The organism is Amphibacillus marinus, from assembly GCF_900110345.1.
Taxonomy (GTDB): domain Bacteria; phylum Bacillota; class Bacilli; order Bacillales; family Amphibacillaceae; genus Amphibacillus_D; species Amphibacillus_D marinus.
In genome coordinates, this window is sequence record NZ_FODJ01000001.1 from 91,781 (window position 1) to 114,709 (window position 22,929).

Consider the following 22,929-nt stretch of genomic DNA (forward strand, 5'->3'; position numbering starts at 1 on the left):
TATAGACTAGAATAAATGAAAGAGCGGAGGCAATTCTAAATGGTGAAAAATGAACAGGCATATTTGGATTTATGTCAAACAATACTAGATCAGGGTCAAGTGAAAAGTGATCGAACAGGCACAGGTACACATTCCATTTTTGGTGCACAAATGCGATTTAACTTAGCAGATGGTTTTCCGTTATTAACAACAAAACGGGTTAATTTCAGGCTTATTGCTTCAGAGTTAATCTGGTTTATTCGTGGGGAGACGAACATTCAATTTTTATTGAAGCACAATAATAATATTTGGAATGAGTGGGCTTTTAAAAGATGGGTAGAGAGTACTGATTATCAAGGGCCTGATATGACGGATTTCGGTAACCGAAGTTTAGTAGACAGCTCTTTTCGTGAGCAATACCAGCAAGAGATGGCATCATTTAAGGAACGCGTTCTAACCGATGATGGCTTTGCTCAGCAGTACGGTGAGCTTGGACCGGTCTACGGGAAACAATGGCGAGCTTGGCAGACATCCCAAGGTGAGACAATTGATCAACTCAAAGATGTCATCGACTCACTGAAGCATAATCCCGACTCAAGAAGACATATTATTAGTGCTTGGAACCCTGAAGATGTTCCATCTAACATGGCGTTACCACCTTGTCATGCACTGTTTCAGTTTTATGTTGCAGATGGTAAGCTGTCTTGTCAGCTTTACCAACGTAGTGCCGATGTCTTTTTGGGTGTTCCATTTAATATTGCCAGCTACGCACTACTTACACATCTAGTTGCCCATGAAGTTGGCTTAGCTGTTGGTGAGTTTATTCATACACTTGGAGATGCACATATTTATCAAAACCATACTGAACAAATTACTACACAGTTAAGCAGGACGCCATTTGCTCAACCACAATTGCAGATTAGCGGGGGAGCCAAATCTATTTTTGAGCTTGAAGTGAGTGATTTAGAAATCGTTAACTATCAATCACACGCTGCTATTAAAGCACCAATAGCAGTATAAGGAGCGATAATATGATAACAATGATAGCTGCGCATGATCAGAATCGACTTATTGGGAAGGGCGATTGGATGCCTTGGCATATTCCCAACGATCTTGGCTATTTTAAAGCAAAGACCTTAGGAAAGACGATTGTTATGGGTAGAAAGACTTTGGAGACATTTGGCAAGCCACTACCGAAGCGCGAAAATATTATTCTAACACGTGATCACAGCTACCAGATCGACGATTGTAAGGTATTTCATGATTTTGAGACACTGCTTACTTTATTGCAAAATGATAACCAAGAAGTGTTTATCATTGGGGGTGGGGAAATATATGAACTTTTTTTACCATATGCAAATCGCTTGTATATTACCCAAATTGAAAATACCTTTGAGGGCGATACTTATTTCCCAGCTTATGATTTGACTAACTGGAAATTAATTTCAAAAGAAAAAGGCTTAAAAAACGAAGACAATCCTTATGACTATTACTTTCTTCAATACGATCGCGTTAAGTAAAGGAGTTTAATATGCAATCTTTTCACCAATATATGATGCGCTATCGGGGGGCAAAGTCAAATACTGAAGCCCGTCAATTAGCTGATTGGATCTTTTATGATCACGATTTTCCTAAACATAGTCACAACTATGACGAAATTAGTCGTTATCTTGAATGGAACATTCCATTCACCAACGCTATTACCGTTTACGATAATCTCTGGCAGGATTATCTGGAAAATCGTTAGCAGGACAGAGCACACAAGGCAGCAATGAAAATAGCTAAATGATTACTTTATCTGCCATTAAATAATTAAAATATTCATTATCTTTAGGATAATAGGATTAACAAGACGTGAAAACGGGTATAGAATTAAGGAGGATACGTATAATGACGACGCCATTAACTTTAGAATGGACATTAGTGACAGAAGGGCTTGAGCAACGCGTTGAAAATCGAGAAAACTGTTTTACGCTCACACTTGATGGGTACCGACTTTACCCAATCCAGGAACAAATTGAAATTACAAGACATAAATCCTCAGACCAGATTGGTTTTGGTAAAATTGTAGAGTTGACATGGCGTGATAATCAAACAATATGTATGTATCAATTAATTTCTCTTTATAGTGTCAATTAATGCAGGACTTTATTTGATCGTGTCTAATTATATAGTTTTATGCGCTTGCCCGGGAAATATTGCAACTTTATTTTAGACATCTGTTTCCTCAAGTGAGTACCCACAAAATAGTTCCTTTTTCCTTACTTAAAAGAGAATAGTTTATTATCATAGACCATAAGGTTGATTGACGTGTCACGATCATTATGCTAATTTTTGTCTTGGATAAGATTAGAAATAGATAAAAGAAGGAGAGATGTCTATATGGGCAGAGGCGGAAGAGGCGGTGGCCGTAGCGGAGGTAGAAGTGGTGGAAGCTTCGGTGGTGGCTCAAGAGGTGGTTCGTTCGGCGGAAGTCGAGGTGGTGCTGGAAGAATGGGTGGAAGTGGCTCATTCGGTTCTGGCAAAAAACGTGGTAGTTCAGGCTCAGGCTCAGGATTTAACCGACCATCAACTGGTGGTGGCTATCGTCCGAGGACAGGCGGATTTTTCCACAGACCTTATTATGGTAGACCAAGATGGGGACATCGTCGTTATTATGGTGGCGGTGGCGGATGCTTTGGTTGTGGATCAAGCTTCATCCTATTACCAATAATAATTGTATTCCTAATGATCTTCCTTGTCGTTCCAGCAATTACGTCCATGTTTGGCGGCGGTGGCTCATTTGGAAGTAATAGCATCACACCATCGACAGTCGACCGGGAACCATTGCCATCAGGGGTTGTTAATGAAACAGACTATTATACAGATGAGATAGGTTTAATCTTTAATGAGACTGTTATGCTAAACGGCTTGCGTCATTTTTATAACGAGACTGGTGTTCAACCCCATGTTTACATAACAGATGAAATTGATGGTAGTCTAACGCCGACCTTCAATGACATTGAAGTGTACACAAATGAATTGTATGATGAGCTTTTTACTGATGAGGCTCACTTATTATTGCTTTACTTTGACCCTTACTTTGATGGAGGATCAACCTTCCCAGAGGATTACGCGATGTATGCTGTTACAGGTACGCAAGCTAAAAGTGTAATTGATACTGAAGCGGCCAACATTTTGCTTGATTATCTTGATCGTTATTATTATGATGATATTGGAGATGAAGAATATTTTAGTCGTTCATTCCAAGAAGCAGCTGATCGGATTATGGAGGTGACTCGTTCACCTTGGATCCCTGTCTTACTTGTGTTTGCGGTTGTTGTAATTCTAGTTATCCTATTTAGCTGGTGGCGCAAAAAGCAGCAGCAGAAGGACAAGGAAGCAAAGCAAACTGAGGAGATGTTAAATAAGCCGATCTCTACTTTTGGCAAAAGTAATGTCGATGATTTATCAAGTAAGTACGATGATAGCAATAAAGAATAACAAAAATAATATTAAGTTTATTAGGAGGAATGATTATGTCAGTTTTAGAAAGATTTTCAGATATCATTAGCTCTAATGTGAATGCCTTAATGGATCGTATGGAAAACCCTGAGAAAATGATTGATCAATATTTACGTAATATGATGAATGATTTAGCTGAGGTTAAAAAAAATACGGCCGGTATTATGGCAGAAGAAGCGAAGGCAAAGCGTCTGCTTGATGAAAATGAAGGCGAAGTAGCTAAATATGGTGAGTTAGCTAAAAAAGCACTGACTTCTGGAAATGATGATGACGCAAGAGTTTTTCTTGCTAAGAAGCAAGAACTTGAAGATATTGGGACGAATTTAGCAAAGTCTTATGCTTTAGCTCATGAAAATGCTAGTAAAATGCGTCAAATGCATGATAAGCTAGCTACTGATATTGAAAAACTCAAAGGCCGTCGTTCAATGATTAAAGCACAGCTTTCTGTTGCCGATACACAGGAGAAGCTTAATAAGGTTAATCAATCGGTTGGTAAGTCTAAAGGGGCAATAAGCTCATTCCAGCGTATGGAGGAAAAAGCTGCTCGTCGCGTTGACGAGGCAAACGCCATGTCAGAGCTTAATGAAGAGCCAACAGATGAAGCAAAAACGCTTGAGGAGAAATATGCTTCTCATCAAGGTTCAGCCGCTGTTGAAGATGAGTTACAACGTATGAAGGAAGAAATGGGATTATAATAAAGATTGTTGTCAATTAATAATTGCGTTAGCACGATTCAACCTAGTTGTTAAGTTAGGTTGAATCGTGCTTTTCTATAATAACCTCAACATTTAGTTCTTGCTTTTTTACTAGGCAGAATGCACATTTTCGTTCGCCCAGCGTAAGCTATCGTATTAGAAGAAAGGAAAAGAGGGTATGATATGAATCAAGCTCCTCCGTTTTATTATGGTCAATATCCTTTTGCTCAGGCCGGCGGGTTTTCCCCATGGATGGGTGCTGCTCCTCCATATGCTGGAGCAATGGCAATGGCAAACCCATCGATGATGACACAAGCTGCTGCACCGAAGACGGGACTGACAGGGCTTTTACAACGTTTCATTCCTGCTGGTGGGAATTTGACTGACACTTTAGGTCAACTGCAAAACGTTTTAAAGATGACCCAGTCCGTTACACCAATGATTCAACAATATGGTCCAATCTTGAAAAACTTACCAAGCATGATGGCTTTAATGAAGGCATTTAATGAATCAGATGGAGAAAATCAAGAAGGACAAAGTGAAGAGCAAGCGTCGTCAAATGAAAATGCACTTAACGAAAATGACGATCAACTAACGACAAATAAAGCGAATAGCAATGATGACAATGCAACACCATTTGAAGAAGAACCCACAAAAATCGAAGCGTCACAGGACAATTTATATAAAATAGAAACACTTGAGGATTCTCAAGTAGCTAAGCAAACATATCGGGGTCCAGTTCTCTATATTTGATTATCATGACAATCCCCGATAAAATAAATATACAATATGAAAGTGGGGGATTTTAATGGTACAAACAAATCAAGCCTTAGCAACATTTGCTGGTGGATGTTTTTGGTGTATGGTAGAACCGTTTGACCAGCAGCCTGGCATACATTCAGTCATTTCAGGTTATACAGGTGGTCATAAGAAGAACCCGACCTATGAAGAGGTCTGCTCTAATACAACCGGACACTTGGAAGCTGTTCAAATTACGTTTGATCCAAATGTGTTCTCATATGAAAAATTGTTACAGCTATTTTGGCAACAAATTGATCCGACTGATTCAGGGGGCCAATTTAATGATCGGGGAGAATCCTACCAGACGGCAATTTTTTATCATAATGAACAACAGCAGCAAATGGCAGAGCAAGCGAAAGAAAATCTAGCACAATCCGGTAGATTTTCTAAACCAATTGCAACAGAAATATTACCAGCCAAGCCTTTTTACCCTGCTGAAGAAAAACATCAAGATTATTATAAGAAAAACAGCTTTCATTATCGTCTTTATAAAAAAGGCTCAGGAAGAGAAAGCTTTATCCAAGATAATTGGAAGGTTAAGCATACACCTGAAGAATTGAAAGCCAAACTAACCCCAATTCAATACCATGTGACGCAAGAAAATGGCACTGAGCGCCCCTTTGAAAACTTATACTATAATGAAGAGCAAGATGGTATCTATGTTGATGTTGTCAGTGGTGAGCCCTTATTCTCTTCAACTGATAAATATGACGCAGGCTGTGGTTGGCCAAGCTTTACCAAACCAATTAGTCGCCATGAAATTGACGAACAGTTGGATACGTCACATGGAATGAGGCGTATTGAAGTGCGTAGTAAAACAGCTGATAGTCATCTTGGCCACGTGTTTGATGATGGTCCAGCTGAAAGTGGTGGCTCACGTTATTGTATTAACTCAGCTGCACTACGATTTGTTCCTAAAGAGCAATTGGTGCAAGAGGGGTATGGTCAATACCTGAGTTTATTTGAATAACTAAACCTAACAATTGGTTTTTTATTGTTATTTACATTATTTTTTGCTAACTATGGTTATTTTTTTTGTTGAAACGTGCTAAAATATAAGAGCAAGTTGAATAGTAGAGAGGAGCATTGCTCTTGATTCATACGAACTGGGAACAAGCAACAACAATTAAAGAGATTAAATGTGTTCATGCAGATGCAAAAAAGTTTATCGTTAACAACGTGCTCACGCCAGGTAAACGATATGAAGTTAAGAATGAAACTGATGAGTTTTACTTTATTATAGATAATACTAATCGGATTGGTGGCTTTAAAAAAGATTACTTTACTGAATAATTATTCGTATAATGTTTTTAATTGTGCATAACGGGCAATAGTGATAATAACACAAACCCATTCACTTAGGAGATGATCCCATGAAAAAACTTGTTCTAATTAGACATTGTCAAGCAGAAGGTCAGCATAGAGATTCACCGCTAACAAATAATGGGGTTAATCAAGCAAGAAGAATTGCTGAGTTTTTTGCAAATCAAGAGCTTCGTTTTGATCGAATTATCTCTAGTCCATATATGAGAGCAATTGAAACCATTAAACCATATGCGAGACAATTTAATCTAAAAATTGAAAAGGACGTTCGTTTGCAGGAGAGGATCTTAAGTAGTCAGCCTGTTGATGACTGGATTGAAGTTGTTGAAGCCTCGTTTCAAGACAAAGATTATCGATTACCTGGTGGTGAGTCTTCAAACGATGCCCTAAAAAGAGGCTTAGATGTTATTAAAGAAGCGATGGAAGATCCAGAGCATGAACAAATTGCAATTGTGACTCATGGTAACTTGTTAACCTTACTCTTATCGCAGTTTGAAGAAGGGTATGGTTTTTCACAATGGCGTTTGTTAAAAAATCCGGATATCTTTGTAATTGAGCATGAGAAAGATTTTTATCAGCTCCAGCATATTTGGTAGGGGCATTAGAATTTAAATAGGAGGTTAGTACAATGGCATTTGTTATTACATCAGGTTGTATTGGTGAAAAGGCAGGAGAGTGCGAAGAAGTCTGTCCCGTTGATTGTATCGAAGAAGGGGACGAGATGTTTTACATTGATCCTGATATTTGTATTGACTGCGGTGCTTGTGAAGCTGTCTGTCCAGTTGAAGCCATCTTCATGGAGGATGAAGTCCCAGAAGGTGAACAAGAATATATTTCCTTAAATCGTCGCTTCTTTGAAGAGAAGTAAAGGTTAAAAAAACGTCTATGAGCAGTTCATAGACGTTTTTTAGTTGCTTAGTAATGAATATCAAACTTTTTGTAGTGGCTTAATTCTTCAGTAATTGAGAGATCAACATGTTCAACATTTGCTGGCCGACTTGGTCCTGCTTTAATTAAATCAATAAATTGATAAACCATCTTGACTTCACCCTCTGCCTCAATCTGCACATCACCGTTCGCCAGATTCTTTACCCACCCCTTGATTCCTAGTCGATTGGCTGTATCTTGTGTTGTATAACGAAAGCCTACCCCTTGGACACGGCCCGTAACTACTAAATGCGCTCGCACTTTAGCCATTTGTTCACTCCTTAGTTAATTAAATCATCTATAAACGATACCCCCGTTTATTTTACCTTAAACACTTGATAAGCATAGCCTTCTGAAAAACTTTTCTTTAGACTAATGTAAATCTATTTTTTTAAAAAAACGATGAAGTCTGCAAATACTATGCTAAATTTAACAATTAAATCATACTAAATCTTAAAAATTATAAGTAAAGTAATTTCTTGTTGAAAAGCTAACTTCTTAGCCAGAAATACTATCGCTATTGTAGCGGCGCATCCCTTAGCGTTAATAAGATATATTCCATAACGAAAAGTATGTAAAAGTGTGACTTTTATCACTGCTTTTTTAAGTAATTCGTTCATAATAACTAATAGACTGTATTTTTAGAGGTGAGTGTAATGCAATGTTATCGACCAGAACTACAAGCAACAGCAAAAGATATTGATGAGGTAAAGCAATTAGCTGAAGCAGGTGCTGATGCTATTTACATTGGGGATGCTCAGTTTGGCAATCGACTTGCCGGACATTTTTCTATAGAGGAAATTAAAACAGCGACTGCTTATTTACATGAGCGTAATAAACGTGCTTATATCATGATTAATACTATTTTTCATAATAATCATATTGATGCTTTAACGTCATTTTTGACTGAGCTCAAGACGATTAAAGTTGACGGCATTGTAGCAGGTGATCCATCAATTTTTCAAATCATTTCTGATTTAGCTTTTGATATTCCGTTGAATTGGCACCCAGCTACTTTGTCCACTAATTATCAAACGCTCAACTTCTGGCATAAGCGGGGATTGCGTCGAGCAACATTAGCTAACGAGCTGGCGTTATCAGCTGTAGTTGAGATTAAAGAGCAGGTTGGCTTTCCAATTGATATTCAAGTACATGGCATGTCTTGTATCTTCCAATCAAAGCGTAGTTTAGTGACGAACTACTATAACCATATTGAGCTAGATTACCATCAATCAAAAACACGTTACATTAAAGAAGCAAAAAAAGCAGAAACACATTATCCAATTTTTGAGGATCAGAATGGCACGCACATTATGAGTAACGAAGATATTGTCATGGTTGATTATTTAGCTGAAATTCTAGATGCGCAAATTGATGGACTGAAAATTGAGGGTATGCTCAAATCAACAGCATACAATGCTCAAATTGTTGCTATTTATCGTGATGCAATTGATACGTACTTAGCTGATCCAGAGCAATATAAAATGAAAAAGCTTGGTTGGAAGCAAGCAATTTATGCTATTCAGCCAAACCAACGTAAAATTGGAACAGGCTTTTATTTTAAAGAACAGATTTACTAATAAGGGGAGTCAAACAGATGGAACAGCAATTAAAGAAGCCAGAGTTATTGGCTCCGGCAGGAAACTTAGAAAAATTAAAATTCGCCATCCATTATGGTGCTGATGCAGTCTACATTGGTGGTCAGCAATTTGGACTGCGCTCGAAAGCTGGGAACTTCACCTTCGAAGAGATGAAGGAGGGGGTTGACTTTGCTAATCAGTACGGTGCTAAAGTCTATGTTGCCACAAATATTATTGCTCATAATGAAAATCTAGTGGGAGCTCAAGCATACTTTAAGAAGCTTTATGAGGTTGGTATTTCAGCAGTTATTGCAGCTGACCCCGCTTTAATTCAAGCATGTCGTCAGGCTGCCCCAGATTTAGAGGTGCATATTAGTACACAGGCTTCCATTGCAAATTGGAAGACGGTAGAGTTTTGGAAGAACGAAGGTATTCCTCGCGTTGTCTTAGCTCGTGAGGTTTCAGTACAAGAGATTAAAGAAATGAAAGAAAAAGTTGATATTGAAATAGAAGCATTCGTTCATGGTGCCATGTGTATTTCCTATTCTGGCCGCTGTGTCTTATCTAATCATATGACAGCCCGCGATGCTAATCGTGGTGGTTGTGCGCAATCCTGTCGATGGAAGTATGATTTATTTGAAGATGGTATCGATGATGACGCAGCAATATCAGAGCAGGCAGATGAAGATTACACGATGAGCGCTCAGGACTTAAGCATGGTCGAGCATTTACCTGACCTGATTGAAGCTGGTGTTGATTCGTTAAAAATTGAAGGACGAATGAAAAGTATTCATTATGTGGCAACGGTTGTTAATGTGTATCGTAAAATTATCGATAGCTACTTCGATAGCCCTGATCAGTTTGAGTTAAATCCAGAGTGGGTTGATGAAATTTGGAAAGCTGCACAACGTTCATTATCAACAGCTTTTTATTACAATGAACCAACACATCGTGATCAATTGTATGGTAAGCCAGAACGGATTCCGAAATTTGATTTTGCTGGTCTGGTACTTGATTATGATGAACAAACACAAATTGCGACCATTCAACAGCGTAATAACTTTGGTGTCGGTGATGAGGTGGAGTTTTTCGGTCCCAACTTCTATCATTTTAAACAAACAATAACTGAGCTATGGAATGAGAAAGGTGAGCCGATTGACCGAGCCAAGCATGCCATGATGATCACCAAGATTAAGGTTGATCAACCACTAAACTATTATGATATGATGCGCAAGCAAAAGTAAAAGAGCTCAGGAGCTCCTTAGTTTTTAACATAGATAGATGCTGATAGAGTGGTATGCCACTCTATTTTTTTGTGTTTTTAAAAATCTAAAGCTTAATTAACTGAAAATTAGGGAACAGTATGATATATTTTCTATACAAAAATTATACAAAAAAGGTTGTCGATAATGTGGAAAGTAAACAAATGCGTTTCTTCCTAATTTTTTTAATCTGGTATACCATTGGTTTTATTCTACAAGTCTTTTTTTCTGTTCCTGAATTTTTAAGCTTTTCAAAGCCTGTTTTTCTTGTTTTATATGCATGCTGTTTAGCCGAGTTGATCTGGTTACAGGAAAATAGTAAGCAGCGATTCGTCATTAGTTTGTTAGTAGTTGCTTTGAGTACATATGCTGTTGAAGTGATTAGTGTTAAAACAGGTTTCCCATTTGGCTCCTATCATTATAGCGCTGCTCTTGGTCCATTACTTATTGGCGTTCCTTTTACAATCGCGCTTGCTTGGGTTGGCGTGTTACTAAATAGCCTTGGTATTTCAACTCAGAAGGGTAAATTTGTTCGTGCCCTCGAAACGGGCATTTGGATTGTCGTGCTTGATCTGATTCTGGATCCTGTCGCTGTGTCATTAAATTTTTGGACTTGGCATGAGCCAGGTAACTTTGCATACTTTGATATTCCCTTAAGTAATTTTGTCACTTGGTTTGTCTTGGGGGCACTGTTATCTTACTTATTTCCTCTCTATCAGAAGGATAAAAGGAGACAACGCAGGATTACCTTCATTTTTCAGCTTATGCTCTTGCTATTTGGTATGCTTGCGTTTAGGGTCGGCTTAACCTTGATTGGGTTCTTCAGTATTTGCTTTGTTATTCTGGTAGAGGGAAGGTATCGTTATGATTACCGCAAATAAGTCAGCTAACTTTGAAAAATGGTTTTTTCGTTACCTAAAATACTATTTAATAAAAAGACAGTTTAGTACAGTTATGTACGAGGGTGACGTGGATACGACTACAGAATTGCCCATTCTATATATTGCTAATCACAGCTCTTGGTGGGATGGCTTATTTTTATTCTATGTCACCTATGTTGCGTCTGATCAAGAGCATTTTGCAATGATGGATCAGAATGGGTTAGAAAAGTATCCATTTTTTCGCAAGCTTGGTGCTTTTTCAGTTAATCGTGACAAAGTAAAGGATTTAGTCAAAACCTTTCACTATCTTTACCAACTTCTTGATCAAGGACATCGAGTCTGGCTCTTTCCTCAGGGGAACGTCACACATCAGGATAAGCTACCTTATCAGTTGCAAAGCGGATTAGGGCGAATTATTCAACGTTATCCGTCTCTTTGTCTTAAGCCGGTCACATTTCATTACTACTTTGCTGAGGAGCAGAAGCCTAAGCTACATATTGAGTTTGGACAGGAGCAATTGCTTCAGGGGGCAGACCGTAAAAGAAAGGAATGGTCAGCTTACTTAGCTCAAATATTGACAACACAATATGAGCACCAAAGGGAAAAAGTAAGTCAATCCATTCTTTATCACCGCCATCCAGCTGCTAAACACCTGATAACAAGCAGTCGGTCAACTAGTGATTGGTTGGATATGTGGAAGGGAAGATAAACAAATGGAATTGATTGCGCTGGGGTTATTCATTATCTTAAGTTGCCAACTGATTTTCGTCAGTATTAATTTAGCATATTACCCTAAATTAAAGCTGGTAAAAACACCGACAAAATCATCAGTGAAGCTATCTGTTCTCATTCCAGTTCGCGATGAGGCTTCAAATATTCAAGCCTGTTTAACATCAATTGTTCAGCAGTCGCTCTTACCTGATGAGATTATTGTTCTGAATGATCACTCGACAGATCAAACCGAGCATTTGGTTAGGGAAATGATAAAAAACTATCCTTTAATTAAATATAAAGAAGGTAAACCCTTACCTGATGGTTGGCTTGGTAAATCATTTGCTTGTCATCAGCTTGCAAGGGAAGCAAATGGTGATTGGTTCCTCTTTTTAGATGCTGATGTCAGATTAGAGTCGGGCGCTTTAAATACATTAGCGCCATATTTATCGAAACAAGGAAGTGGAATCGTTTCAGGCTTTCCTAGACAGATCGTTAGAACATGGTTTGAAAGGCTTGTTGTCCCGATGATGATGTTTGTCATTCTTGCTCATCTTCCCGTTTGGTTGGTCCAGCGCTCACCAAAACCGGTATTCGCTGCTGCTCACGGGGGCTTCATTGCCATTAGCAAGGGTAGCTATCAAAAAGTGGGGGGCCATCAGGCAATTAGGGACACAATCGTTGATGATATGGCACTTTTTAAATTAATCAAATGTAATCAAGAACCTGCGACTTTATTAAAAATTGATACACTCGCTTTTATGCGAATGTATCATGATGCAAAATCAGTTTGGTCAGGTTATCAAAAAAACATTTTTGTTGGTGTTAATGAGCGTTATCCCCTTATAATTATAGTTCTCGTGTACTACTTGATATTATATTTAGGACCTTTTTTGCTGTTAATCGCCGGTATAGATTGGATTTTTGCTGTTCTGTTAATTGGGCTTGGTATCTTAACTAAGGCTCTTGCCGATTATTCAAATGGAGTTAATCCATTTTACAGTCTATTTATGCCCGTATCGGTCCTATGTGTTATTTTTATTGCGTATTCATCTGTACTAACTAAAAAACGGGGTATAGGCTACCAATGGAAAGGGAGGCGCTATTTTTGAGTAAAGTTATTGTCGTAGGGGGTGGGCTTGGTGGCCTAACCACTGCAATAAAGTTAGCCTACGATGGTTTTGCTGTTACGCTTTTCGAAAAAGAGCAGACCTTAGGAGGGAAACTCCAAACCATTGAAAAGAATGGCTATCAATTTGATCTCGGTCCGAGTACAATTACGATGCGTCATGTGTTTGAATCTATTTTTACCACTTGTAATCGTAATCCTGCCGACTATTTATCGTTTTATCCAATTAAAACTGGAACTCGTAATTTTTTCCATGATGGCACTATTGTTGATTTTAATACAGATAGCGAAGCAGTTGCAGAACAAATTGCCTGTTATTCTGAACATGATGCCCGTAATTATCAAGGTTTTCTGGCAGAGGCAGGACGTCTTTACCAAATTGCTGAGCGCTCGTTTTTTAATCAATTGCTTTATTCAACTAAGGCTAAGCTTTCTCCTAGCTTAATTCGAGATTTTATGACTATCCATCCATTTCAAAATCTTGATCGACATTTGAAGCGATACTTTAAGCACCCTAATACGTTAAATTTATTTAGACGGTACGCGACCTATGTAGGCTCATCCCCATTTCAAGCACCAGCTATTTATGGAATGATTGCTCATTTAGAGGGGGAGCAAGGCATCTGGGGCATTAAAGGAGGTACCTATCAATTAATTCGTGCATTGGAACGTTTAGCTAAAGAACTCGGTGTGGATATTCAAACAGGCATTCCCGTGACAAGTATCATTATTAAACAAAGAAAAGTGACAGGGGTCGTTACAGCTCAAGGTGAACGATCAGCCAATTGTGTTGTCATTAATGCCGATCCGTTATTTATTTATCAGCACATGCTTACTGAGCACCCGATCCACCGAAAGCTGGCCAAGAAAGAACCGTCGTTATCTGGCTTCTCAATGTTAATAGGTTCTAACAAGTGTAACCAGCAGCTCCGTCACCATAATGTTTTCTTCCCGAAGTATTATAATCAGGAGTTTTCGGCGATTTTTTCTGACAGACGAATGCCTGATCAGCCAACGCTATATATTTGTCAATCAAGCTATTCTGAGCCTGAACGAGCTCCAATTGGTGGGAGTAATTTATTCTTATTAGTAAATGCTCCTGCACTTAGTGAACGTTTTAAGTGGAATGAGCAAACCATTAATTATCTTAAGCAGCAACTTAGTTACCAACTTGCTCATTTTGGAATAGAAGACATATTTACTAATTGTAGTTATCATTATGCCATGACGCCAAAGACCCTTCAACAGCGGACAACTGCTTATAAAGGAGCTATTTACGGGTTATCATCAAATAGTTTCCGTCAAGCTTTTTTTCGGCTAGCAAACAAAGACCCGTATTATGAACATTTATTTTTCGTGGGCGGTTCAACCCATCCAGGAGGAGGGACACCAATGGTAGTAAGTTCCGGAATCCTTGTTGCAAAGGAAATTATGAAAAGATACGGATGGAAAAGCTGAGCACGAAAGAAAGCAACATATTGCTGAAACCGAAAGTCATCTTCATCAATTAATAGATGAAAAACTGACTCAGGGGTATTCTCTGGAAGAAGCTGTTAATCAAACTCTAGCTAGCTTTTTATCCAGTCGTCAACTAGCTGCCCAGATTTATGATGAAGGAGAAGAGAATTCACCTATACAACCTATCTATTCCATTACAAATCAAAAGGCTATGGTAGCTTTAATTCTAGCAGTATGTGGACTTGTTAGCTCAGTTGTTTTTCCGTTTATTACTTATCCTCTAGCGATTGGGGCAGTCATCTTCGCTATTATCGGTTTGAGTGAAATTAAACAACGTAGGCAAAAGGGGAAAGGATTAGCTATTTCAAGTATCATTCTTAGCTTAATTAGTTTTATTTTACCTATAATTGTAGCCTTCGTTTCTTTTAGCTATCTGATTGAAACAGGTTATATTTTCTTTTAGAGCACATGTCTTCATGTGCTCTTAGTTTGGGTTCGCAATGGTAATGGTTTGTCGATATTGTTTTGGTGTCATTCCCATTATTGTTTTGAAATTACGATTAAAGGTTCTTACATTTTGAAAGCCACAGCGATCAGAAATAGTTGTAATAGAATCTTGAGATTGAGCAAGCAGAAAGCAGGCATGATTAATTCGTACATTGTTGACCAGCCTTGGAAACGTACTGTTTAAATGGCGCGCGATTAACTTAGAGACATATGCCTCACTATAACCTAAAGCAGTACTTAATTGCTCAATTGTTAAATTTTCTTGAAAATGTTGGTCAATATAGATTAACATTTGTGCGGTCAATCCTTGGTGACTCTTCGCATATATTAATTGTCTTTGCTGCTCGAACAAATATAAGATGTGATACAGGCCAGATTTTCGATGGTATGATGAATCGGTATTAAAGAGTGGTTCCTGTAATGTAGCTAAGAGATTATCCGCCAATGATATCACCGGGTTATCAAAGGCAAGATCCTCAACCTTTGTATAGAAATCGTCTATATACTCAGGTGAGAATATCAGAATATCAAGTTGAGAGTATGCTACTGTTTTAATAAAATGAGATTGGAATGGTAAGATCAGCGCCAATTCATTTTTCTTTAGCTGAAATAGCGTCTGTTCAATTGAGAGGAGACAACTACCCTCACGACAGATAACAAGTTCAAAGCTCCGATGTAAATGCTCAGGATAAGTCAGTGATTCTGGGTGGAACTGAACAACTGCTAAGTTCTCGCCGTAATGGTGTTTTTCTAATTCAATCATAATTATTAAACTCCTACATTTTTTGTCCATTATTATACGGAAAATGTCTTGTTTTTGCAAGCGCTTAAGCCTTACAATTTGGCTATAAGGCGTATCAGATGACGCTTAATATATGACGGAGGTAGCGAAATGATTTCTCATGAACAAGCTCGGAAAGAAGCTGAGCAGATTGTGAACCAAATGACCTTAGCTGAAAAAATCGCACAAATTAATTTTAGAGCACCTGCAATTGACCGACTAGGGATCACTGATTATAACTATTGGAATGAAGGATTGCACGGCGTTGCAAGAGCGGGTGTAGCGACTGTATTTCCACAGGCGATTGGCTTAGCCGCCTTATTTGATGATGCTTTATTAAAGAAGGTAGCAGATGTGATTTCAACAGAGGGACGGGCTAAGTATAACCAATACCATGCAGAGGGTGACCATGATATCTATAAAGGGTTAACCTATTGGTCACCAAATATTAATATTTTTCGTGATCCGCGTTGGGGAAGGGGACAGGAAACCTATGGTGAAGATCCTTATTTAACAGCCAAACTAGGTGTCGCCTTTATTAAAGGTTTGCAAGGAGATGGGCCTTACTTAAAACTGGCAGCTTGTGCAAAACACTTTGCTGTTCACAGTGGACCCGAAGCAGACCGCCACTCATTTAATGCAGAGGTTAACCAAAAGGATCTTTATGAGACCTACTTACCTGCATTTGAAGCAGCTGTAAAAGAGGCTGACGTAGAAAGTTTTATGGGCGCTTATAATGCGGTTAATGGCGTACCAGCATGTGTACATCCTGAATTAATGCAATCAATTTTACGAAATGAATGGAATTTTAAAGGGCATGTTGTTTCTGATTATGCGGCTCTAGAGGATGTCCATCTTCACCATCATTACACGGATACAGCAGCTGAGACAATGGCACTAGCAATGAAGGTTGGCTGTAATCTCTGCGCTGGAAACATTTCAGATGCGCTTCATGAGGCAATTGAACAGGGCCTTGTCACTGAAGTTGACATTACCGCATCAGTGGTTGAATTATATACAACCCGTGTCCGGCTCGGTATGTTTGCTGAAGACAATCCGTTCAACAGTATTCCGTTTGAAGTAAATGATTGCGAGGAGCATCGTCAGCTCTCACTTGAAACAGCTAGAAAATCAATGGTGTTATTAAAGAATGATGATTTTCTACCCTTGAATAAGACGGAGCTGAGTGCTGTATCAGTTATTGGACCAAATGCCGCTAGTGTTGAAGCGCTGAGAGGAAATTATTTCGGGACAGCTTCACGCTATTACACGTTCCTAGAAGGTATTCAAAATGAAATGAATGGACATGGACGGGTTTACTACGCATTGGGTTGTCACTTGTTTCAAGAACATGCGGAATCTTCATTATCAAGCAAACATGAGCGTGAATCAGAAGCAATTATAGCCGCAAAGCATTCAGATGTTGTTGTCCTTTGCTTAGGCTTAGACCCAACAATTGAAGGAGAACAAGGTGATTCTGGCAATGTCTATGGTTCTGGTGATAAAGAAAAGTTACATCTACCGACTGTTCAAGAGCAGTTACTGAAGAAGGTACTAGAGCTTAATAAACCAGTTGTCGTTGTACTAGCTGCTGGATCTGCACTGTCTCTGAATGGATTTGAAGACCATCCGCACATTAAAGCAATTATTCAAGCATGGTATCCAGGGAGTCAAGGAGGTACTGCATTAGCAGATATAATGTTTGGACTTAGAAGTCCAAGTGGTAAATTACCGATTACGTTCTATAAGAATACGGATAACTTACCAGACTTTAATGATTACGTAATGAAAAATCGCACATATCGCTATTTAGAGGAAGAACCGCTTTATCCGTTTGGCTATGGTTTAACTTATGGAAACGTGCGCTTAAGTGATCTTGATTGCAAACAAAATTGTGAAAGTCTGTCAGTGTCTATCACGATTGAAAATGACGATAAATATGCGATTGATGAGGTCATCCAAGTATACGGGAGAACAAATGCAGAAGATGAAGTTAGAAACAACAAATTAATCAGCTTTAAGCGTGTTGAATTACCAAAGAGCGCTAAGAAGAGAATTAATTTAACAATACCGGTTGCTAATTTAGCGGTTACTGATTCTGATGGCAACAGAAAATTAGCGGGAACTGCGGCAGAAATATTCGTTAATGTTGCCTCACCTGGTAAGCTTACAGAGTCTTTAACAGGGATTAAAACCTTAGCTACTAAAATTAGGCTTAATCCAAACGGAGGTTAATTTATGAATAGATTTAAAAATCCAATTCTTGAAGGGTTTTCACCAGATCCTTCTGTATGTGCTGTTGGTGATGACTTCTATCTGGTTACATCGACTTTTGCCTACTTTCCAGGAGTACCGGTTTATCATAGTAAAGACCTTGTTAATTGGAAGCAGATCGGTAATGCTCTACACCGTGAATCACAATTAAAGCTGCTAGATACTGAGCACTCACAAGGGATTTTTGCGCCTTGCATCCGTTATCACGAGGGTACCTTCTATATGATTACCACAAATGTAAGTCATGGTGGTAACTTTTTAGTAACAGCAACCGATCCAACTGGTCCATGGTCTGATCCCTATTTTATTGACCATGCTCCAGGTATTGATCCAAGCCTATTCTTTGATGATAATGGCAAGTGCTATTATGTAGGCACGCGCCCTCGCCCTGAAGGACCAAATTTTAATGGCGATTGGGAAGTGTGGCTACAGGAGCTTGATTTAGAAACGATGCAGCTGATTGGTGTGAGTACCCGTTTATGGAATGGTGCATTAAGAGATGTGGTCTGGCCAGAGGGTCCTCATATTTACAAGAAGGACGGTTTCTACTACTTAATGATTGCTGAAGGCGGAACTGGCTTTAATCATTGTGTGACGATGGCGCGAAGTGAAAAGATTGACGGTCCATACATTGGAAATAAAAACAATCCTATTTTAACACACCGCCACTTAGGAAAAGATTTTCCTGTCTGTAATGTTGGACACGGTGATTTAGTTGAAACAACTGATGGTAACTGGTATATGACTTGTTTAGCTAGCAGAATTTTTGATGGCTACAGTAATTTGGGTAGAGAAACTTTCTTGGCTGAGGTTATTTGGGAAGATGGCTGGGCCGTTGTGAATCCAGGTAAGGGACAATTATTAGACGAACAAGATCATCAATTACCACTCGTTCCTGTTGAACAGACAACAAAGCATACATTTGATGTATTTAAACCAGAATTCTTATTTTTAAGAAATCCTAATATAAACAATTATGATAATCAGACAAGACAAGGCTGGTTACGGCTTTATCCAACGACTAAAACTATCCATGAACTAGCTTCACCAACATATCTTGGACTAAGACAGCAATCGATGTGGTATAAACTATCAACACGATTAGAGCTAGCCTTAGAGCCTGGCGGAGAAGCAGGCTTAGTCATTTTGCAGAATGACAAGTATTCGATTCGGTTAGTTGCTGTAAGTGAAGAAAAGGGAACTGTTATTAATTTGATTACGACTATTGATGGTGAGGAATCAATAGTTGGCGCTCAAGCAATTGAAGCAAAGAATCTGGAGCTAAATTTAATTGGTAACGGCCAACGAGTAAAAGGTGTTTGCCATGCGGATGGAAAAGAGCTAGTAATAGCGGAGAATATTGATTCGCATTATTTAAGTACTGAAGTAGCTGGTGGATTTGTTGGCTGTACGCTAGGCATCTATGCAACATCAACTACATCTGACCCGGGTTATGCTGACTTTGAGTGGTTAGCATTACAAAGTACAAAAGAAGATTAATCATTAACTATTGGGCTAAGTAACTATTTACTTGGCCCTTAATAAAGGAGGATAAAAATGATCAAGGAAGTTCAAAACCCCATCATTCCTTTAGACTATCCAGATCCTGATGTTATTCGGGTAGCTGATACCTATTATATGGTGACAACGACAATGCACTTTATGCCAGGCTGTGAAATACTGCGGTCTTATGATCTGGTAAACTGGGAGCATGCCACCTTTGTTTATGATCAATTAGATAGCACACCAGCACAAAAATTAGAAGAACATGCTAATATTTATGGCAGGGGAATGTGGGCAGCCACAATCCGTTATCATAAGAATAAATTTTACATTATCTTTGTTGCCAATGATACGAGAACAACCTACTTATATACTTCAGCAAATATAGAAGGACCATGGCAAAAAAGTATTATTGAAGGGTTTTACCATGACTGTTCTTTGTTTTTTGACGATGATGAGCGCGCTTACCTCGTATATGGCAATAAGGATATTTGGCTAACAGAGCTAAACAATGAGCTCACAGGACCGAAGCATGATGGTATTCATAAAATTATTGTGACCGATCACAATAACCCTAACCTTGGCTATGAAGGTGCTCATTTTTATAAAATTAACGGAAAATACTATGTCTTTTTAATTCATTCACTCCCTGACCGCTGGATGCGGGTGCAGGCATGTTATCAGTCTAATTCTATTGACGGTCAGTACGTAGGTGGTGATGTTCTTCAGGATACACGCGATTATTGTGGTCAGGGTGTAGCACAAGGTGGGATAGTAGATACACCAGAAGGAGAGTGGTACGCGATCCTGTTTCAAGATCATGGTGCAGTAGGGCGCTTACCGGTATTATTGCCTATAGAGTGGAACGAAGATTACCCAGTTTTTGGGGTGGCTGGCAAGGTCCCAAAAGTCTTCAAGGCCACCAGTACACGACCGATTCACAGCTACACACCGTTAGTTAGCGGTGATGATTTTAAAACAACGTACCCACAGTACTATGGATTAGATCCAAAATGGCAGTTTAATCATGAGCCTAATGAGTCAGGGTTTAAAGTGAACACAAATGAAGGCTATTTTGAAATCAGCACAACAAAAGTTGTTAAGAACTTAACTCAAGCGCCTAATACGTTAACACAGCGTATGCTGTTACCAAGCTGCTCAGCAGAAGTACAGCTTGACGCCACTGATCTAATGGAAGGCGACTTTGCTGGTCTCTGTGCCTTTCAAGGTGCTTATGGCTTTGTCGGTGTAACTAAAGCAAACGGTCAATATTATTTGGTTATGCACTCACGAGAGCTTGATAACATGAGCCTACAAGCAATGGATCATGATCATGCACCAGGTAAAGAGTGGGGGAGAGTAGCAATTGATTCACCAATTGTTACCCTTAAACTTAAAGCAGATTTTGATCAAATGAAGGATGTAACCCAATTCTATTATCAAGATAATGGATTGTTTAAGCAAATTGGCATTGACCATAAAGTAGCATTTAAGCTTGATCATTTTACTGGCTGCCGCTTTGGTTTATTCTGTTTTGCAACTAAAGAGCTTGAAGGTTCAGCACGATTTAGCACGTTTAAGTATCTAAAATAAGCTAAACCAAACAGACTTAGATTTTTCTAAATAAATCTGTTTGTTTGCGTTTCACTGTATATTAGTGCTAGCTAGAATCCATAATAAATAACAATAGTGAAGGGGAGAGGCGAAAGTGAAGTGTGTTGCATTTAACCAGTCAAAAATATATTATGAAGTCGTTGGAGCTGGTCAGCCAATTTTATTTATTCATCCGCCTGGTCTAGGGCGATTGGTCTTTCACTATCAATCTCCACTTTGCCAGCAATTTAAATTAATTATGCCTGATTTAAGTGGTCACGGTGCGTCTACTGCGCCGTATCAACGCAACATTATTAAGCAATATTGTCAGGAAATTGAAGCCATTTTAGATCAGGAGAACATTAACTCAGTCATTATCTGTGCTTACTCAGCTGGTGGTATTGTTGCGCAAATTTTTGCGAGCCAATATGCTAACCGCGTTAACGCTTTAATTGTTTCAGGAGGTTTCCCCAAGGTATCAACGCAACTATTAAGAAGTATTTACATAGCAGGAATGTTAATAATTGATCATTCGAGTCATTTTCTAGCTAATCGACTAGCAGCAAGCAATGCACAAGATGAAGAGCAGAAACAAAGATTGAAGCAGCATATTAATAAGTCAGACGTATTAAAATGGGCCCAATTTTATCATAACACTTATCAAGTGGATATTCGGCATTATGTAAAACAAATAGCTTGTCCAAGTTTATTTATTTATGGTGACACCCGTGACTTCACACATTATTATGCAAAGCTGTATCGTTCGCAACCACACATTCAGTTAGCATATGTCGATGATGGTTCACATCAAATTCCGGCAAAGAAACCAGATGTGTTTAATCAACTCATTATTAATTTTGTTAAGCACGTGTAGATTTATTTTTGTCTCACTTTCTTAAGCATACTTTAATTATGAGACTATAGGTTTTTTTTCACCGATGACTTCCTATAATATATATTATGTAAACTAGAATAGAAATATAATTATTCACTGATATTTCCTGTCAAGGTTATGACTCTCTCCTCTTGTGTTTGTTTAAGTACATCATGCTAATACTACTTTCTTAATTTCGCATTTAATTATCATGGCCCCACATACGGCGGATTTAAATAGTGTTTAGCAAATTCCTTTTTATATGGTGCACTAGACTTGAGAATGCGTGCATTAGCTTTCTTTACATCATATTGGGTCATCTTTAATTCAATTTCTGGACCTAATAAAGCCCAGCAAGCTCCGGTAGCTCGACTTTGTAAGCCCACACTACCAGGATTTATAATGCGTTTATTAGCAACTACCCGATCAAATTGAATGTGCGTATGTCCACAAACAATGATTTCTTGTGTTGTGCTTGTAAGCATTGACTCAATTTCACCTTCTGTGGTGCTTACTCGAATAGCTTCTTCATCGCTTCGTGGTGAACCGTGTACGAATAGAACCTCACCTAGCCCGTCGATGTTTAAAGATAATTTTTCCGGTAAATTATTCAAAAAACTTAATTGATGTGGTGATAATTGATCAGCACACCAATTATTTAATTTAGCTGTAAGTTCATCCAACCCCTTTGTATAGCGAGTGGCAACCTCACGATCTGCATTGCCCCTAATAAACAGAAACTCATCCTTTTGCTTTAGTAACAGCTCCATAACCTGACGTGGTTCAGGACCCCAAACTAAATCACCACCAACGATAACGCGATCAACATGATTCTTGTTAATTTCAGTCAAAACGGCTTCTAATGCTGACAAGTTACCGTGAATGTCATAAATAGCTGCTACACGCATTTTAACAACTCCCTATGTAAATTTAGGTATTATCCTTTTAAACTAACCGAACCTTATAGTACCCACCAGATCACTAATTACGCTTGCAACACTTAAAAATTTTGAATCATGCATTGCTTGACACCTTTATTCATTCAAAGTTGATAGCTTAGCAATTCATACTTTACTTCAAACCCTAAGGCACCATAGAGGTTAATTGCTGCATAATTATCAGCATCAACACAAATAGTTATTTTATT

The 22,929-nt window shown here is 38.6% G+C and carries 25 protein-coding genes; 22 read left to right on the top strand and 3 right to left on the bottom strand.

The features are described 5' to 3' along the window. Positions 1-39: 39 nt before the first annotated feature. The 11 genes from BM000_RS00510 (at position 40) to BM000_RS00560 (ending at position 7,170) form a co-directional block, all read left to right on the top strand. The gene (locus BM000_RS00510; RefSeq protein ID WP_091493525.1) at positions 40-999 is read left to right on the top strand and encodes a thymidylate synthase; all 960 of its coding nucleotides are present in this window, start codon (positions 40-42) and stop codon (positions 997-999) included. An 11-nt stretch (positions 1,000-1,010) separates the two neighbouring features. Next, positions 1,011-1,499 (top strand): dihydrofolate reductase, encoded by a 489-nt coding sequence (locus tag BM000_RS00515; protein WP_091493527.1) that lies wholly within the window; start codon positions 1,011-1,013, stop codon positions 1,497-1,499. A gap of 11 nt (positions 1,500-1,510) precedes the next feature. Then, on the top strand, positions 1,511-1,726 hold the full coding sequence (locus BM000_RS00520; protein ID WP_091493530.1) for a YozE family protein: 216 nt from the start codon (positions 1,511-1,513) through the stop codon (positions 1,724-1,726). A gap of 143 nt (positions 1,727-1,869) precedes the next feature. Beyond that, positions 1,870-2,118, top strand: a complete 249-nt coding sequence (locus BM000_RS00525) for a DUF2584 family protein (protein ID WP_091493533.1) — start codon at positions 1,870-1,872, stop codon at positions 2,116-2,118. A gap of 243 nt (positions 2,119-2,361) precedes the next feature. After that, a complete protein-coding gene (locus tag BM000_RS00530) occupies positions 2,362-3,462 on the top strand; it encodes a hypothetical protein (protein ID WP_218144072.1) in 1,101 nt (366 codons plus the stop codon). Positions 3,463-3,497: 35 nt separating this feature from the next. Next, positions 3,498-4,178, top strand: coding sequence for a PspA/IM30 family protein (locus BM000_RS00535; RefSeq protein ID WP_091493536.1), 681 nt, complete (start codon positions 3,498-3,500; stop codon positions 4,176-4,178). Positions 4,179-4,361: 183 nt separating this feature from the next. After that, on the top strand, positions 4,362-4,931 hold the full coding sequence (vrrA, locus tag BM000_RS00540) for a VrrA/YqfQ family protein (RefSeq protein ID WP_091493538.1): 570 nt from the start codon (positions 4,362-4,364) through the stop codon (positions 4,929-4,931). Between the two features lie 55 nt (positions 4,932-4,986). Further along, positions 4,987-5,949 carry a peptide-methionine (S)-S-oxide reductase MsrA gene (gene msrA, locus BM000_RS00545; RefSeq protein ID WP_091493541.1) on the top strand — a complete coding sequence of 321 codons (963 nt, stop codon included), beginning with the start codon at positions 4,987-4,989 and terminating at the stop codon, positions 5,947-5,949. Between the two features lie 122 nt (positions 5,950-6,071). Further along, positions 6,072-6,272 carry a DUF6501 family protein gene (locus tag BM000_RS00550; protein ID WP_091493544.1) on the top strand — a complete coding sequence of 67 codons (201 nt, stop codon included), beginning with the start codon at positions 6,072-6,074 and terminating at the stop codon, positions 6,270-6,272. 80 nt (positions 6,273-6,352) lie between these two features. After that, positions 6,353-6,898: a histidine phosphatase family protein gene (locus tag BM000_RS00555; protein ID WP_091493546.1), complete on the top strand. Its 546-nt coding sequence runs from the start codon at positions 6,353-6,355 to the stop codon at positions 6,896-6,898. A gap of 32 nt (positions 6,899-6,930) precedes the next feature. Beyond that, the gene (locus tag BM000_RS00560) at positions 6,931-7,170 is read left to right on the top strand and encodes a ferredoxin family protein (protein WP_091493549.1); all 240 of its coding nucleotides are present in this window, start codon (positions 6,931-6,933) and stop codon (positions 7,168-7,170) included. 47 nt (positions 7,171-7,217) lie between these two features. On the opposite strand, the gene BM000_RS00565 is transcribed toward BM000_RS00560, so the two are convergent. Beyond that, entirely contained in the window at positions 7,218-7,499 is a 282-nt protein-coding gene (locus tag BM000_RS00565; RefSeq protein WP_091493551.1) for an acylphosphatase, read from the bottom strand. Positions 7,500-7,885: 386 nt separating this feature from the next. Here BM000_RS00565 and BM000_RS00570 point away from each other — a divergent pair, with 386 nt between their 5' ends. The 7 genes from BM000_RS00570 (at position 7,886) to BM000_RS00600 (ending at position 14,713) form a co-directional block, all read left to right on the top strand. Beyond that, positions 7,886-8,809, top strand: coding sequence for a peptidase U32 family protein (locus tag BM000_RS00570; RefSeq protein WP_091493554.1), 924 nt, complete (start codon positions 7,886-7,888; stop codon positions 8,807-8,809). A 17-nt stretch (positions 8,810-8,826) separates the two neighbouring features. After that, positions 8,827-10,053, top strand: coding sequence for a peptidase U32 family protein (locus BM000_RS00575; RefSeq protein WP_091493557.1), 1,227 nt, complete (start codon positions 8,827-8,829; stop codon positions 10,051-10,053). 167 nt (positions 10,054-10,220) lie between these two features. Continuing rightward, on the top strand, positions 10,221-10,952 hold the full coding sequence (locus BM000_RS00580; protein WP_245751535.1) for a carotenoid biosynthesis protein: 732 nt from the start codon (positions 10,221-10,223) through the stop codon (positions 10,950-10,952). Further along, on the top strand, positions 10,936-11,661 hold the full coding sequence (locus BM000_RS00585; protein ID WP_091493559.1) for a lysophospholipid acyltransferase family protein: 726 nt from the start codon (positions 10,936-10,938) through the stop codon (positions 11,659-11,661). Before BM000_RS00580 ends, BM000_RS00585 begins: the two co-directional genes overlap by 17 nt. Positions 11,662-11,665: 4 nt before the next feature. Then, positions 11,666-12,775 (top strand): glycosyltransferase family 2 protein, encoded by a 1,110-nt coding sequence (locus tag BM000_RS00590; RefSeq protein ID WP_091493561.1) that lies wholly within the window; start codon positions 11,666-11,668, stop codon positions 12,773-12,775. Continuing rightward, positions 12,772-14,250 carry a phytoene desaturase family protein gene (locus BM000_RS00595; protein ID WP_091493565.1) on the top strand — a complete coding sequence of 493 codons (1,479 nt, stop codon included), beginning with the start codon at positions 12,772-12,774 and terminating at the stop codon, positions 14,248-14,250. The genes BM000_RS00590 and BM000_RS00595 overlap by 4 nt, the downstream gene beginning before the upstream one ends. A 211-nt stretch (positions 14,251-14,461) precedes the next feature. Then, positions 14,462-14,713, top strand: a complete 252-nt coding sequence (locus BM000_RS00600) for a DUF4190 domain-containing protein (RefSeq protein ID WP_091493567.1) — start codon at positions 14,462-14,464, stop codon at positions 14,711-14,713. 21 nt (positions 14,714-14,734) lie between these two features. Here the strand turns inward: BM000_RS00600 and BM000_RS00605 are convergent, their stop codons facing one another. Then, positions 14,735-15,520 (bottom strand): helix-turn-helix transcriptional regulator, encoded by a 786-nt coding sequence (locus tag BM000_RS00605; RefSeq protein WP_091493570.1) that lies wholly within the window; start codon positions 15,518-15,520, stop codon positions 14,735-14,737. Between the two features lie 129 nt (positions 15,521-15,649). Between BM000_RS00605 and BM000_RS00610 the strand changes: the two genes are divergently transcribed. From BM000_RS00610 to BM000_RS00625, 4 genes are all read left to right on the top strand, one after another. After that, positions 15,650-17,773 carry a glycoside hydrolase family 3 C-terminal domain-containing protein gene (locus BM000_RS00610; protein WP_091493573.1) on the top strand — a complete coding sequence of 708 codons (2,124 nt, stop codon included), beginning with the start codon at positions 15,650-15,652 and terminating at the stop codon, positions 17,771-17,773. A gap of 3 nt (positions 17,774-17,776) precedes the next feature. Next, positions 17,777-19,312, top strand: coding sequence for a glycoside hydrolase family 43 protein (locus tag BM000_RS00615; protein WP_091493575.1), 1,536 nt, complete (start codon positions 17,777-17,779; stop codon positions 19,310-19,312). A gap of 57 nt (positions 19,313-19,369) precedes the next feature. Then, positions 19,370-20,908 (top strand): glycoside hydrolase family 43 protein, encoded by a 1,539-nt coding sequence (locus BM000_RS00620; RefSeq protein ID WP_091493578.1) that lies wholly within the window; start codon positions 19,370-19,372, stop codon positions 20,906-20,908. 115 nt (positions 20,909-21,023) lie between these two features. Next, positions 21,024-21,782 (top strand): alpha/beta fold hydrolase, encoded by a 759-nt coding sequence (locus BM000_RS00625; RefSeq protein WP_091493580.1) that lies wholly within the window; start codon positions 21,024-21,026, stop codon positions 21,780-21,782. A gap of 209 nt (positions 21,783-21,991) precedes the next feature. Here the strand turns inward: BM000_RS00625 and BM000_RS00630 are convergent, their stop codons facing one another. Then, positions 21,992-22,690 (bottom strand): metallophosphoesterase family protein, encoded by a 699-nt coding sequence (locus tag BM000_RS00630; protein ID WP_091493583.1) that lies wholly within the window; start codon positions 22,688-22,690, stop codon positions 21,992-21,994. Positions 22,691-22,929 lie beyond the last annotated feature (239 nt).

What these genes read in the sequence shown, in the direction of transcription:
- BM000_RS00555 (WP_091493546.1), top strand. Translation starts at nt 6,353, where the DNA reads ATGAAAAAACTTGTTCTAATTAGACATTGTCAAGCAGAAGGTCAGCAT.
- BM000_RS00605 (WP_091493570.1), bottom strand. Translation starts at nt 15,520, where the DNA reads ATGATTGAATTAGAAAAACACCATTACGGCGAGAACTTAGCAGTTGTT.
- BM000_RS00600 (WP_091493567.1), top strand. Translation starts at nt 14,462, where the DNA reads ATGGTAGCTTTAATTCTAGCAGTATGTGGACTTGTTAGCTCAGTTGTT.
- vrrA (WP_091493538.1), top strand. Translation starts at nt 4,362, where the DNA reads ATGAATCAAGCTCCTCCGTTTTATTATGGTCAATATCCTTTTGCTCAG.
- BM000_RS00570 (WP_091493554.1), top strand. Translation starts at nt 7,886, where the DNA reads ATGCAATGTTATCGACCAGAACTACAAGCAACAGCAAAAGATATTGAT.
- BM000_RS00535 (WP_091493536.1), top strand. Translation starts at nt 3,498, where the DNA reads ATGTCAGTTTTAGAAAGATTTTCAGATATCATTAGCTCTAATGTGAAT.
- msrA (WP_091493541.1), top strand. Translation starts at nt 4,987, where the DNA reads ATGGTACAAACAAATCAAGCCTTAGCAACATTTGCTGGTGGATGTTTT.
- BM000_RS00615 (WP_091493575.1), top strand. Translation starts at nt 17,777, where the DNA reads ATGAATAGATTTAAAAATCCAATTCTTGAAGGGTTTTCACCAGATCCT.
- BM000_RS00585 (WP_091493559.1), top strand. Translation starts at nt 10,936, where the DNA reads ATGATTACCGCAAATAAGTCAGCTAACTTTGAAAAATGGTTTTTTCGT.
- BM000_RS00525 (WP_091493533.1), top strand. Translation starts at nt 1,870, where the DNA reads ATGACGACGCCATTAACTTTAGAATGGACATTAGTGACAGAAGGGCTT.
- BM000_RS00630 (WP_091493583.1), bottom strand. Translation starts at nt 22,690, where the DNA reads ATGCGTGTAGCAGCTATTTATGACATTCACGGTAACTTGTCAGCATTA.
- BM000_RS00510 (WP_091493525.1), top strand. Translation starts at nt 40, where the DNA reads ATGGTGAAAAATGAACAGGCATATTTGGATTTATGTCAAACAATACTA.
- BM000_RS00565 (WP_091493551.1), bottom strand. Translation starts at nt 7,499, where the DNA reads ATGGCTAAAGTGCGAGCGCATTTAGTAGTTACGGGCCGTGTCCAAGGG.
- BM000_RS00530 (WP_218144072.1), top strand. Translation starts at nt 2,362, where the DNA reads ATGGGCAGAGGCGGAAGAGGCGGTGGCCGTAGCGGAGGTAGAAGTGGT.
- BM000_RS00610 (WP_091493573.1), top strand. Translation starts at nt 15,650, where the DNA reads ATGATTTCTCATGAACAAGCTCGGAAAGAAGCTGAGCAGATTGTGAAC.
- BM000_RS00590 (WP_091493561.1), top strand. Translation starts at nt 11,666, where the DNA reads ATGGAATTGATTGCGCTGGGGTTATTCATTATCTTAAGTTGCCAACTG.
- BM000_RS00575 (WP_091493557.1), top strand. Translation starts at nt 8,827, where the DNA reads ATGGAACAGCAATTAAAGAAGCCAGAGTTATTGGCTCCGGCAGGAAAC.
- BM000_RS00560 (WP_091493549.1), top strand. Translation starts at nt 6,931, where the DNA reads ATGGCATTTGTTATTACATCAGGTTGTATTGGTGAAAAGGCAGGAGAG.
- BM000_RS00515 (WP_091493527.1), top strand. Translation starts at nt 1,011, where the DNA reads ATGATAACAATGATAGCTGCGCATGATCAGAATCGACTTATTGGGAAG.
- BM000_RS00520 (WP_091493530.1), top strand. Translation starts at nt 1,511, where the DNA reads ATGCAATCTTTTCACCAATATATGATGCGCTATCGGGGGGCAAAGTCA.
- BM000_RS00620 (WP_091493578.1), top strand. Translation starts at nt 19,370, where the DNA reads ATGATCAAGGAAGTTCAAAACCCCATCATTCCTTTAGACTATCCAGAT.